Consider the following 13099-nt stretch of genomic DNA (forward strand, 5'->3'; position numbering starts at 1 on the left):
TAACCAAATCGTAATCAAGGACCGTCGGGCTTTAGCCTGACAATTCCGCAGAATTCTGCAGATTTTCAATGACCGTTCGTGCGACAGCGTCAAGCCAGGCCTGCTCAACAACGCACTTGTCAAGATGCAATTTTCCTCGCTCTGGATCGTGAGGCATCCCCTCTTTCTCCCACTCAGAAATTCCCTCACCTCGTACAGTTGTTGGAAAAGTTCCGTGAACGTTCACGACACGCCACCACGGGACCCCACCACCCCAGTCATGCATGATCCGCCCCACAACGCGCGGACCGGTACCGACCGCCCGCGCAATCATGCCGTACGTCGCCGCACGCCCCACCGGGATTTCCTCCACGACCCTCAGGACAGCTTCAACGAGCTCCTCCCTCACAGCTCGATCATCCTCTCGACCGCCCAGAGCACCTCGCGAGGGTCGATCGGCACCACGGCGAGGTCCGTATCCGCCATAGGCCCAGGTTCATCTCCGAGCAGCCCTGATGACATCGGGTTCACAATCCTCCCATCGCCACCGGTGGCCGCACCCGGCTCGGCCACCACGCCGCCTCCCCTCCTCAGGGCACCCTGCTCGCCCGGGCGGCCACGGCCTCGTCGAGGAGCCTGTACATCCTCCGTATCACCCGCCTGCGGCAAGGCCGCACCCTCAGCTGCGGAAGGAGCCCACCGCGCGTCGGAGGACTCCCGGACGAACGCGTCGCCCACCTGGTACGTGACGCCAGCACAATCCAGGATGCGTAGATGCGCGTAGGGCGCTCTCCACATGTTCTCAGCGCGGCAAACCACGAAGGCAAACGCATGATAGTCCCCCGCACGCAACGCATCGGCGATGGGCGATCCCTCGGGCGCGACGCCAGAGATTCCGCGCAGGACGCGGAACGTGTTCCACAGGGGCCTCTCCCCCAGCTCCATCGCCTCGGCGGGCAGCCAGCGCAGGCCGTCGACTTTGCCCGTGCGCGGGCCGAGGCGCGTGAAGCCTCGGACGAACCCAACGATCTCGCTGGGGAGGATCTCATCAACCTTCACGACGCGCGTGCGATGCAGCTCCACGAGCGCACGATCCCTACTGATCCACACGCGCATGAGACGAGGCTTCTGTGCAGCCTTAGAGTGCAGCGCCCACACGTCGAGACGCATCGTCGCCCACGAGGCCGGGGCAAGCTCGCGCCTCGGCTGAAGCGCATCGGCGGGCGCGTCCAGCATCGCCAGGTAGCTGCGCTTATCGAGCATGACCTTTCCCAGCTGACTGTCGTGGAAGCGCCGAGGGAAAGACGCCCCCGATTCGGGGCTTCCCCAGATGCTCGCAGCCGTCACGAGACGGCCAGCGTCGCCACTCTCCCGGGGCCGATCCAGCCACTCCCGCCAACGATCCCCAAAAGCCGCATAGCGCTCTCGCATGCGCTTCTCACGCTCGGCCGCGCTCTCTCTGGGGGCAACCGGCCCGCACTTCTTCTTGCGCGGCTTATTCACGGCCTTGACGATCACCTCGACGATCGTCGTCGCAACGAACACGATGATCAGAATGTGGTAGGCGTGATCAGCGATAGCCTGCATCTATCCACTCCTCCCCGATCAACAAAAAGCCCCGAGTTCATGAGAACTCGGGGCATCTGCTCCTGCGACTGGATTCGAACCAGTAACCGTCCGATTAACAGTCGGATGCTCTGCCGTTGAGCTACGCAGGATTGCGACAAGAGAAAATGGTAGCAGAGACTATTCGAAACTGGCAAGCCAGAGCGGCCTCAAAGGCTATGCTGCGCGTCACTGACATCAAGTTCGGGGTCGGGTGCGCTCACCCCCACGTCGGATTCTCGAGGTTAATTCCCCGATGCCTCGCAGCCGCCTCAATCGCATCGGCAAGCCACTGCGCGAAGCCAACATACTGCGAGTCGTAGTGAGCCCGGAATCGCTCGTCATGGATGTACCCGCGAGACATGATGTAGTGCTTGGCAGGTGTAACCGGAAAGAACTCACTGAGGGCTTCTCTGTGCTCCTCGACGAGGCTTTCCGCTTCCTTGCTATCCGGAGCTACGCCGTCGCGGATCGCATCGATCATCCTGCTTTCGATGTCGTGGAATCGCTCGGCGTTGTCACGCCAGTCGGCGGTTTGCCACGAAGCGGTGCGCTCTCGTGATTCACGCCAGTCGTCAGTGTCACCATAACGGTCTTCGGCCTCGCTCTGGTGCGCTGCAAAGTCGGCGTCTCCCAGGATCTTCCCGACCTCTTCCACGGTGAGCTCGTTGTCATTCATTGCATCCTCCAACAGTATGTCTAGTGCGTCTATCATTGCGTCCGTCTCGCGGCGATGAGCAAGAAGGCTCTCTCGTTGCCTCTTGAGGTGTTCGATCTCAGAGTCTCCACAGTCGAGGAGAGCCTTGATGTCCATCAGCTTCATCCCCGTCGCCCGGTAGATGACAATCCGCTGGACACGCACGCAGTCCTCGCGCGAATAGAGCCGGTAGTTCGACCAGCTCCGCGCGGTGGGTGCAAGGAGGCCCTGCGCCTCCCAGTGGCGCAGCGTTCGCACCGTCAGCGAGAATCGCTCAGCGACCTCCCCGACCGTGTAGAGGATGGTGTCGTTGCTCATGACATCGATTCTGACCCCTGACGCCGCGTCATGGTCAAGCGGAAGAGAGTTTCCATGTCGTGGTCACGCGGGAGGGCGTGTCCGCGTCGCGGCCACATGGAAGAAAATGCCAGCGTAACAGTCAGCTTGAAAACACCTCAACGTCCGGTCACCCAGAAGAACACCCCGGTGCCCTGGGCGCGACAACACTCGCCCAGCACGAGGCGCATCTGGCCCCTTGCGCGGCAAAGTTCGCCCAGCACGAAGCACATCCGGCCCCTTGCGCGACAAAGTTCGCCCAGCACGAAGCACATCCGGCCCCTTGCGCGACAAAGTTCGCCCAGCATAGGCACGCCAGCGGCGTTTTCGCGAAAAAACTCGCCCAGCGTGCCATGAACCGCGATTTTTAGGCCATTTTTCCCTCGCTGGGCGAACTTTTTCGCGTTTGCGTTCACGTCAGATCGCACATGGCGAACTTTTTCGCGCCCAGAGCACAGGGACGTCATAACTGTGAAACCAACGGCATCACTAAACGCCCACCCCGGTACAAAACTCTCCCAACAACCAGCGTCACACACCCTTGGCGGTACAAAACTCTCCCAGCTCGCGAAAAAACGGCTGTTTTTGCCCAAAATGCATCAGCAGGGAGAATTATGTACCGCTCGCAGAGTACAGAAGCCGAGCAGGGAGAATTTTGTACCGGCCATCGCGGGCCCACCCCGCCAACACCGAATAACATGCCAAAGCCTCACCTCTCCTGTGGGGCACGGGGTGACACTGACATGGTCGCTGACGATCCGGATAGATTACGACGATGCGGATAGATTACGACGATGCGGATAGATTACGACGATGCGGATAGGTTACGACGATGCGGATAGGTTAATAAGCTATCCGGATGCTCATAACCTATCCAGATAGCAACAACCTATCCGCATGCACAGCATGCGAGGAAGCCGTTGCACGGGGCTGCGCTACCTCCCGAGTGACGACGGAGACACTTGCCAGAAATTCCGCATGCAATTCGATTGCGTGAACTTTCAACAAAGCCCAGAAACGTTGCAATTCCAACGATGCCAATTCAAATTCTGAAATAGTCACAGGGGAATTGCATGCGAAAGTGCTAGACCCACAATAGCCGCGCTGACAAGGCGGCGGTGCCCGTGGGCGGCGGCAGGGCCTGGCCTGAGTCGCACCGACGCGCCTGGCAACACACAGCACGCCACGCGTCACTGGTGTGGAGGGCGCCGGAGGGTCCGGAGAAGTCGAGCTGCGGTGCCCATAGGCGGTGGCAGGACCCGAGCGAAACATAAGTCGCACATAATTTCCCACGGTCACTTTTCGAGACCATCCACAAACGTTGCAATTCCAACGATCGGTATTCAAAGTTTGAAAGAGTCGTGGGGGAATTACGTGCGAAATTGGGTGTGGACTCAGCGATGAGCGCTGGGAGGGTTGGATGTGAGGCTTGTGGGGTTGGGGTGTGGCTTGGCTGCGACTCCAATGGGCCTGGCTGCGGCGCCTGTGGACGGCGGCAGGGCCTGGCTGGGCTATTCACAGCGACAAGGCCCCACTGGTGTGGAGGGCACCGGAGGGTCCGGAGGGCCAGGGCGGGCTTCGAGGCGCGGCGCCGAACGCAGTGAGGCCGCCTAGCCTCGCGGGCGGCCGGGCCCGACGGCGCCCGGAACACCAGCGGTGCCACAAGCAACAACGAGCGGCACCGAAGGCTCGCAGCGCGGACGGCTCGCGGGCGGGCCGCCGCCCACGGCGCAGCCCGGCTCTCGCATGCGGAAACCCCGCCCCGCAGATGCGGGACGGGGTTTCGCCCACCCAGTCGGGTGGAAGAGTCTGAACGATTCAGACGGGGAAAGTCACTTAAGGGTGACCTTGCCGCCGGCCTCTTCGATCTCAGCCTTGGCCTTCTCGGCGTCTTCCTTCTTCGCGGCGGGGAAGATGGTGGAGGGCGCGGAGTCAACCAGGTCCTTGGCTTCCTTGAGGCCCAGGCCGGCCAGGTTCTTGACGACCTTGACGACGGCGATCTTCTTGTCACCGGCGGACTCGAGGACGACCTCGAACTCGTCCTTCTCTTCGGCGGCGGGGGCGTCGGCGGCCGGGGCGGCAACGGCGACGGCTGCGGGGGCAGCGGCCTCAACGTCGAAGGTCTCCTCGAAGAGCTTCACGAAGTCGGAGAGCTCGATGAGGGTCATTTCCTTGAAAGCTGCGATGAGCTCGTCATTGGAGAGCTTAGCCATGAGTGGCATCCTTCCTAATTGGCCTGCACGAGTGCAGATTGTTGGTTTGTTTCACGCAGCCACGGTGGCGGCGTGGAACATGGCCTGTCTCGTCAGGCCGCCTCGCTCTGCTTTTCGCGCAGAGCATCGATGGTGCGCACTGCCTTGACGGGCAGAGCGTTGAATGCGAACGCCGCCTGACCAATCTTGGCCTTGAGGACGCCTGCGGCCTTGGCCAGCAGGACCTCGCGGGACTCGAGATCGGCAAGCTTCTTGACACCCTCGGCGCTCAGCTGAGCACCGTCCATCGCGCCGGACTTCAGCACGAGGGCGGGGTTGTCCTTAGCAAAATCACGCAGGGTCTTGGCGGCCTCGACGGGCTCGCCGGAGACGAATGCGATGGCGGTGGGGCCCTTCAGGTCCTCAGCCAGGAAGTCGAGACCGACCTCCTTGGCCGCCAGGCGCGCAAGCGTGTTCTTTGCCACGGCGTAGGTCGCGTTCTCGCCCAGGCCGCGACGCAGCTGCTTGAGCTGGCCGACGGTCAGGCCGCGGTACTCGGTCAGCAGGACAGCGTCGGCTGCGCGGAAGCGCTCCACGAGCTCGGCAACTGCTGCCACCTTGTCGGACTTCGCCATGGTCCTCCTTCCAGATACGTGACCGCAGGTAAGAAAAAACCCGACACGCAGGATCGTGTCGGGCGTACGCTCGATTGCAGCACAAGGCTGCTCACTCACCTGCGTTGGATTTTCCTCCACTAGCGTGGACACCAACGGTCTTCGGCACGGATCAGCTTAACAGGGCGGGCAGGCGCACGCAAGCATGGCGGCGCGTTTCACAGACGAGGCTGGGGCCGGTCACGCAGGCAAACAGCCGCTGAGCACGCCATCGGGTGCACGAGGCCGGGGCCGACCGCGCGCACAGTCCTCCGCTGGGCAGATGCGCGAGGCAGGCCCCGCCCCCGGTCAGACGAGACTCCACCCCGATGCCCGCGAGCGCGCGTCCCAGAAGGCCCGGTACTGGCCGCTCTCCTGCGAGTAGAGCTCTGCGTGCGTGCCGATCTGGGCGACGCGGCCGTCCTCGTCGAGGACGACGATCTGGTCGGCTGCCGTGATCGTATCGAGCTTATGGGCGATGACGATGAGTGTTGCGTCGCGTCGCAGGGCGGCCATGGCGTCGGTGATGCGTGATTCGTTCTCGGGGTCGAGAGCGCTCGTGGCCTCGTCGAAGAGGACGATGGGCGCGGCTTTCAGGAGCGCGCGGGCGATGGAGACGCGCTGGCGTTCCCCTCCGGACAATGCGCGGCCTCCTTCCCCGACGGGGGTGTCCCAGCCGAGCGGCAGGCGTTCGACGATCTCGTCGACTCCGCTCAGGCGGGCTGCTTCCTCAATGTCAGCCCGGGTCGCGTCTGGGTTTCCGACGCGCACGTTAGCCTCGAGGGTGTCGTCGAAGAGGTAAACGTCCTGGAAGACAAGAGACAGCTGTGCCATGAGGTCGGCAGTATCCCAGTCCCGAACGTCCCCACCACCGACGAGTACACGTCCCGCGTCCACGTCGTAGAAGCGCGCGATGAGGCGTGCGATGGTGGTCTTACCACAGCCCGAGGGGCCGACGATCGCGGTCATCGTCTCCGGTTCGACGCGGAAGGACACGCCTTGCAGGACGGGGTGGTCGGCCTCGTAGGAGAAGGACACCTCCTCGAGGGAAACCGACGAGCCCGACGAGGCCGGGGCCTCGTCCGCGCGTCGCACGCCCTTGGGGGCGGGCAGTTCGGGGGCGGAGAGGATCTCGTGGCTGAGGTCGAGGACCGGGCGCCGGGTTTCGAACGCGGAGGTGAGCGTCCCGATGTCGACAAGGATCTGCGTGAAGCGCAGGAGCAGGCCAATGGAGACGATGGCCTCCACGGGGCTGACGCTACCGGCGACCGCGAGCCACCCCATCGCGCAGATGAGCGTCACGACGACGAGCTGGGCGGCCATGCCGTTGACGATCTGGCCAACCGTCTCCCTCATGAGTGAGCGACGCGCGGCCACCCCGTAGGCGTCTTCGGCCCGCTGGAGGGGCTCGTAGGAGGCGGAGCGCCCACACGCGCGCAGCGCCCCCTGCTTGGTCGCGTATTCGACGATGCGGTGCGACAGCTCGCGGGCGGGAGGCTCCTTCAGGGCGGCCCCCGACTGCAGGCATCGGCGCGCCACCCACACTCCCCCACCGACGATCGGAATTGCGACCAGGCACACGACCCCGAGAACCGGCGAAAAGGCGGCGATACCAACGAGCATCGTCGCCGAGGTGACGATAGCGGCGATGAGGGGCGAATACATGTGCGCGAAGATCTCGCCCAGAACCATGAGCTCGCGCGAGACGAGGCGCGACGTCTTTCCAGCCGTGTCCGCGCGGAACGACCCGAGCGGCAGGGACGCCACCTTGTCGCCGATCGCACGGTGCATGTTCGACAGGAAGTCGAAGGCCACCGAATAGGAGCGCATGGCGAGCAGGTACTCGACGACAAAGGAGGTAAGGGCGCACAGAGCGAGCACAACGAGCCACGATCCCAGGCTCATACCCCACGCGGGCGCGCCCGAGGTCAGGGCAATCGCAGCCGGGATGAAGGCGACCAAGGAGACGCCGCGTACCGCTCCGACGACACAGGACAGCACGGTTGCTTGAACGAAGTCGGCTCGTCCCTGCTCGGAGAGGGGTTCGCGCAGCCGGGGGATGAGGTCGAGCATGTCAGTGTCCTTTCGCGGGTGCGCTCATGCGACGCATGTAGGGATGATCGGCGAGCTGGTCGGGCGTGCCCAGCGCGATGAGACGACCAGCGTCGAGGATGGCGATCTGGTCGACACCCGCGATCGAGGCGGCGCGGTGCGCGATGACCAGGACCGTCTTTCCCTGGACGAGGCGGGTGAGCGCCGCCTGAATATCGGCTTCGGCTTCCGGGTCGGTGAAGGCGGTGGCCTCGTCGAGGACGAGGATGGGCGCATCGACGAGGAGGGCTCGAGCGATTGCGATGCGTTGCGCCTGACCACCCGAGGGGTGAGCATCTTCCCCGATGACGCTGTCGAGGCCTCGGGGTAGGGAACGCAGGTAGTCGTCGATGCGAGCGGCCCCAGCGGCAGCCCACACTGCTTCGTCGCTGGCGTCCGGGACTCCGAGCGCGATGTTGTCACGCACGGAGATGTCGAGGAGCTGCGGGTCCTGGAGGACGAAGGAGACGTGCCGGTAGAGGACGTCCGCAGCGATGTCACGCGCATCGACCCCACCGATGCGGACAGCCCCCCGGTCCGGGTCGGCGAAGCGCGCGACCAGCGTCGCAAGCGTCGATTTTCCCGAGCCGGAGGAACCCACGAGGGCGGTCACCGATCCCTCGGGGATCGTCAGGCTCACGTCGTCCAGCGCGAGAGTTGACCCGTAGGAGAAGGAAACACCATCAATCTCGATGTCAGCGCCCTTCGGCACTGAACTCCCCTCGGCGGGCAACGGGGCGACCGAGAGTAGGTCCACGATGCGCAGCGCGGCGGCCCCGGCGATCTGGTAGGCCCACGTCGTCGTGCCTAGCACCTCAATGGCCGCCGGGATGACGAGGGCAATGAGAGCGCAGGTGATGACCTGGACCGGGCTCACGATGCCCGAGGCCGCGAGCGCGGACCCTCCCGCCGTCGAGACGAGCAGGATCAGGGAGGGAGACACGGTTGCCTGCCCGAGCGCGGAGCCTTTCAGCAGCGGGCCGCACCAGTCGACGTAGAAGCGCGAGAAGTCCTCGGCAGCCCGGGTGAATCGCTCGTGTGAGCGCCCGACGGTTCCGAATGCCTTGACGACGCTGATGCCGGACACGAATTCGACCATCGTCGACGAGACGCGCGAGAGGTGTCGGTCCATCTGCGCGGTTTTCTCCCCCATGCCTCGCATCATCCACGCATTGAGGAGTCCATAGAGGGGCAGCGTCGCGATCGAGAGGAGCCCGAGCCGCCAGTCGACGACGAAGGCGTAGATGAGCAGGGAGACTGGCGCGCTGATTGCGGCCGCGGATTCAACGGGCGCGTGCGCGATGACCGTGTGTACGTCGTGCGTGTCGTCCTGGATGGCCTTGCGCACGGCCCCCGAGTTCGTGGAGGTAAACCAAGCGAGGGGCGCGGCGGCGAGGACACTGACCATGCGGGAACGCACGATGTGCCCGAAACGCACGTCCGCGAAGTGGGTGACGGCCAGCGCGACGAAGTAGATACCGTATCGGAGGCCGAACGCGCCGGTCAGCCACATGAGGAGAGTCATCACCTCGGCGCGGTCAGGTGAGACCCCCGAGCGCGCTGCGGCAAGAAGCACCTCGCCTAGCTGGACGAGAATGACATAGGGGGCGACCGCGAGCGCACCGTAGAGGAACCCGAGCACTCGGGCAACCATCATGGACCCACGGATAGGGGCGGTCAGTTCTTTGAAGGCGCGTTGGCCCGCCAGGTGAGCCGCGCGCGGGTCGTCGGGGTGATCGGCGTCGGCACGCGGGGCATTCGGGGACGAGGCAGTGGCGGCCTCGCGCTCGTCGGTGTCGGTCATTGGTGGTCTCCTTCGCGGGCGCGTGTGGTGCCCGTCGGCGTGAGTGTGATGAGTCGGTCCGCGCAGGCCGAGGCGAACTCGCCGTCGTGGGTAACGACGATGACGGCCGCGCCTTCCTCGGCAATGCGGCGCAGGGTGGCGGTAATCGAGTCGAGGTGCCGGGCATCGACGCCCGACGTGGGTTCGTCGAGGATGACGATGCGGCGCCCGGTTGCTCGCGCGGCAGCGATGACGAGGCGTTGTTTCTGCCCGCCCGACAGGCTCAGCGGGTGGCGCTCTCCCAGGTGCGCGAGGTCGAAGTCGGCGAGGAGTTTCTCCCCGGCCTCGCCGCTGGCTTCGGATGCTCCGATTGTGAGCTCACCGGCAAGCGTGTCGGAGAACAGCTGTCGCCCGGTGTCCTGCATGACGAGCGCGCACGCGGCCCGGCGTTGCCTGCGATTCACCTCCTGGCCGTCCAGGGTGATCGTCCCGGAAGCGGGAGCGGCCAGCCCGCACAGCACACGCACGAGGGTCGTTTTCCCGGCGCCGTTCTCTCCCGCGATGCAGGTAATCTTCCCGGCCGGAAAATCCGCGTCAAACCCCTCGAACACGGGAGTACTCCCGTAGGCGAAACTCAGGTCCCGGCAGGACAGGCCCGCGTCCCCGTCGGCCGAGGCTTTCGCCCCGGTTCCCCGCGAGGCCACCCAGGCCTGCGGCGGTCCGGGGTCCACGAGGGTCCGCAGACCGAGCGACCTGCGTTCCTCCTCGCCCATCGAGTAGAACTCCTCGCCGCCCCAGCGACGCGTGATCGCTCCGCCTTCCATGAGGAGAACCTGGTCGGCGAGCGCCCGCAGGAAGTGGAGGCGGTGCTCGACGACGACGATCGTCATCCCCTGTTCTTTGAGGATCGCGAGGGCGCGTCGCACGTCGGCGATGGCGTCGGGGTCAAGGTTCGACGTCGGCTCGTCGGCGAGGAGGACCGGGGTACCCGATGACAGCGCGCAGGCAAGCGCCACCTTCTGCAGCTGCCCACCCGACAGGGTCGAGAGCTTGCGGTTCATCAGGTGCGAGATCCCCATGAGCGTCGCGGCGCGTGCGCTGCTCTCGACGAGGGTCTCGCGGTCGCGGCCGTAGTTTTCCCCGCAGAAGGCCAGCTCCTCGGCGACGGTGTCGCAGAAGAATTGGGTGCGCGGATTCTGGAAGACCGACGAGCAGAGGTGGCCGACCTCGGTCAGGGGGACCTCGGCGAGGTCGCGACCGTCGATCCTCACCGCGCCTTCCAGCTCTCCCGGCGTCATCTGGGGGACGAGGCCGGTGAGCGCCCGCATGAGCGTCGACTTTCCGCAGCCGGAGGAGCCGCACACGAGCGTGAGGGTGCCAGGCCGGGCGGACAGGTCAACCCCGGAGAGCGCGTCGACGCGATCACTCGTCAGCTCACTGACGTAGGAGAACGACAGGGATTCCACGTCAATCATGGGAGTACTCCGAGGTAAGCGCTGAACTCAATGGCGGCTACGCCGGCGACGCACACGAGGGCCACCACGTCCCAGGCGCTGGCCCGCAGCCGCGTCAGCGAGGTGGGGAGCGTGGGGCCACCCAGGCCTCGAATGACGCTCGAGGCCGCCAGGTCGTCGGCTACGCGCGCGATGGAGGACAGCAGGGGGACGAGGAAGCGCTCGGCTATCACGAGGGGGTGGCGCAGAACACCACGAATCCCGAGGTCGACGCCGCGCATTTCCAGCGCCTCGCGAATGGCGACCGCCTCCGCTCCAACCGTCGGGAGGACGCGGAACGCGACAACGAGGGCATCGACGAACACACGCGGCAGGTGAATCGCACGCAGGGCTGCCTTCATCTGGCCGATCCGCGTCGTGCGGTACACGTAGAGGGCGAGGCCAAAGCCCGCGAAGAATCGCGCGAACCAGAATGCGATCGCGGCGCACGTGCCGATCACGAGGACCACGCTACGCGGCGCCCCCATGCCCTCGAGCCACGCGACGAGGAGGGGCGAGCCGAGGCTAAACGCGTCGCAGACGAGGCACCCAAGCCCGGTGCGCGCCGCGGTGGCGCCACCCACCTCCCACAGGAGGGCAAGCACCGCGAGCAGCTGCACCGCCAGCAGCGTGGACGTGGGGCTCGCGCGCATGACAAACGCGTTGAGGACGAGGAGGGCAAGAAGCTTGGTGCGCGGATCCAGCCTGCTCACTAACTGGCCTGGGGCGTCCTCGGCGAGCGAGATCTCAGGCAACGCCAGCCTTCGCGAAGTGCTTGCGCAGCAAGAAACGACCAATAAGCCCGCCGAGGCACGCGACGATCATCGTAACAACCACCCACACGCTGATGACCGCGGGGCTAAAGAGGGCACGCATACCATCCGCGTAGTCCTGGCCCATCTGGGACGCGACATCCGCGTAGTAGGAGTCGGGAGCAAAGAAAATCGGAGCAAGCGGGCCAATCCCCCACAGGGAAAACAGCATGTATGCTGCAATGTTTCGAGGGGCACTAAGATAGCCGCCACTGTGGGCGATAAGGTCAGCCAGGAAACCGAGAATGAGGGCGACCGGTACGGTCACCCACGCATGCCCTGTCACGACCATGAAGAAGGCGACGATGCCCGCCATGATCGTCATCGTCCCAAACATGCGCGAACGCACCAGCATGAGCATGATGACCGGCCCGTTCAGGAGGAGGCCAACAATCCCGCCGACGAACATGAACGCCGGCCCGAAGAAGCCGAGCATCGCCGAGCACCACATGAGGACAAAGTAGACGGCGGTGAAAGCACCAATCGTGACGGCCGAGCGCGCCTTCGTGACACCCGAACCCGCAACCTGAGACATTTTCGCGACCCTTCACAAACATAGGTTTATACAAGCGAATTAAGGGTACCCTACTCTCCATCAATAGCATGTGACCTACGTCCCTAACAGAGCTCACATGCTACCCAGACGAGCGACGGCAGGCCTTGAGACAAAAAGCGGGTCCCCGCGCAGCTTGGCTGCGCGGGGACCCGGATTGCTTCGTCAGCGAGCTAAGCTCACTTCTCCAGCAGGTCCTTGACCTTGGTGACATCCAGCGGGATGCCGGGGCCCATCGTCGTGGCGACGGAGCCCTTGATCAGGTAACGACCCTTCGCGGAGGTCGGCTTGAGACGCAGAACCTCGTCCAGGACGGTCGCGTAGTTCTCGGTCAGCTGCTCGGCGGTGAAAGACGCCTTGCCGACGATGAACGCCAGGTTGCCGTGCTTGTCGACACGGAACTCGATACGGCCACCCTTGATCTCCTTGACGGCCTTCGCGACATCCATGGTCACGGTGCCCGTCTTGGGGTTCGGCATGAGGCCACGGGGGCCGAGGACACGGCCGAGGCGGCCAACCTTGCCCATCAGGTCGGGGGTAGCAACGGCAACATCGAAGTCGGTGTAGCCCTTGGCAACCTTCTCGATGAGCTCGTCGCCGCCGACCTCGTCGGCACCTGCGTCGATCGCTTCCTGAGCGCGCGGACCAACGGCGAAGACCAAGACCCGGGCGGTCTTGCCGGTGCCGTGCGGCAGGGAAACGGTGCCACGGACCATCTGGTCCGCCTGACGAGGATCGACACCGAGTCGGAAGACGACCTCAACGGTCGAATCGAACTTGGTGACGGTGGTCTCCTTGGCCAGCTTCATGGCCTCGAAGGGGGTGTACAGCACGTCCGCGTGGACCTTCTCGGCCGCTGCGCGGTAGCTCTTGGAGCGCTTGGTCATTCTGCTTCTTCTCCTTGC

General features: G+C 64.7%; 12 protein-coding genes and 1 tRNA gene. All 13 read right to left on the reverse strand.

Annotation, left to right across the window (positions count from 1 at the left end; genetic code table 11):
* Positions 1 to 31: 31 nt before the first annotated feature.
* The gene (locus O3656_RS04160; RefSeq protein ID WP_500062759.1) at positions 32 to 388 is read right to left on the reverse strand and encodes an MGMT family protein; all 357 of its coding nucleotides are present in this window, start codon (positions 386 to 388) and stop codon (positions 32 to 34) included.
* Entirely contained in the window at positions 385 to 1566 is a 1182-nt protein-coding gene (locus O3656_RS04165) for a hypothetical protein (protein ID WP_500062760.1), read from the reverse strand. The genes O3656_RS04160 and O3656_RS04165 overlap by 4 nt, the downstream gene beginning before the upstream one ends.
* Before the next feature lie 59 nt (positions 1567 to 1625).
* Positions 1626 to 1697, reverse strand: a tRNA-Asn gene (locus tag O3656_RS04170).
* A 107-nt stretch (positions 1698 to 1804) separates the two neighbouring features.
* Positions 1805 to 2599, reverse strand: coding sequence for a MerR family transcriptional regulator (locus O3656_RS04175; RefSeq protein ID WP_500062761.1), 795 nt, complete (start codon positions 2597 to 2599; stop codon positions 1805 to 1807).
* Between the two features lie 137 nt (positions 2600 to 2736).
* Positions 2737 to 3033 (reverse strand): hypothetical protein, encoded by a 297-nt coding sequence (locus O3656_RS04180; protein WP_500062762.1) that lies wholly within the window; start codon positions 3031 to 3033, stop codon positions 2737 to 2739.
* Between the two features lie 1416 nt (positions 3034 to 4449).
* Entirely contained in the window at positions 4450 to 4830 is a 381-nt protein-coding gene (gene rplL, locus O3656_RS04185) for a 50S ribosomal protein L7/L12 (RefSeq protein WP_003792291.1), read from the reverse strand.
* A gap of 92 nt (positions 4831 to 4922) precedes the next feature.
* Positions 4923 to 5444 carry a 50S ribosomal protein L10 gene (rplJ, locus tag O3656_RS04190; protein ID WP_500062763.1) on the reverse strand — a complete coding sequence of 174 codons (522 nt, stop codon included), beginning with the start codon at positions 5442 to 5444 and terminating at the stop codon, positions 4923 to 4925.
* Positions 5445 to 5771: 327 nt separating this feature from the next.
* Entirely contained in the window at positions 5772 to 7535 is a 1764-nt protein-coding gene (locus tag O3656_RS04195; protein ID WP_500062764.1) for an ABC transporter ATP-binding protein, read from the reverse strand.
* 1 nt (position 7536) lies between these two features.
* Positions 7537 to 9357 carry an ABC transporter ATP-binding protein gene (locus O3656_RS04200; protein WP_500062765.1) on the reverse strand — a complete coding sequence of 607 codons (1821 nt, stop codon included), beginning with the start codon at positions 9355 to 9357 and terminating at the stop codon, positions 7537 to 7539.
* Positions 9354 to 10811: an ABC transporter ATP-binding protein gene (locus tag O3656_RS04205; RefSeq protein WP_500062766.1), complete on the reverse strand. Its 1458-nt coding sequence runs from the start codon at positions 10809 to 10811 to the stop codon at positions 9354 to 9356. Before O3656_RS04205 ends, O3656_RS04200 begins: the two co-directional genes overlap by 4 nt.
* Entirely contained in the window at positions 10808 to 11584 is a 777-nt protein-coding gene (locus O3656_RS04210; protein ID WP_418912645.1) for an energy-coupling factor transporter transmembrane component T family protein, read from the reverse strand. Before O3656_RS04210 ends, O3656_RS04205 begins: the two co-directional genes overlap by 4 nt.
* Positions 11577 to 12176: an MptD family putative ECF transporter S component gene (locus O3656_RS04215; protein WP_500062767.1), complete on the reverse strand. Its 600-nt coding sequence runs from the start codon at positions 12174 to 12176 to the stop codon at positions 11577 to 11579. Before O3656_RS04215 ends, O3656_RS04210 begins: the two co-directional genes overlap by 8 nt.
* Positions 12177 to 12373: 197 nt before the next feature.
* Positions 12374 to 13081, reverse strand: a complete 708-nt coding sequence (gene rplA, locus O3656_RS04220) for a 50S ribosomal protein L1 (RefSeq protein WP_500062768.1) — start codon at positions 13079 to 13081, stop codon at positions 12374 to 12376.
* Positions 13082 to 13099: the final 18 nt, after the last annotated feature.

Origin of the sequence: Pauljensenia sp. 27098_8_83 (genome assembly GCF_041432695.1) — a bacterium.
In the GTDB taxonomy this organism is placed as follows: Bacteria; Actinomycetota; Actinomycetes; order Actinomycetales; family Actinomycetaceae; genus Pauljensenia.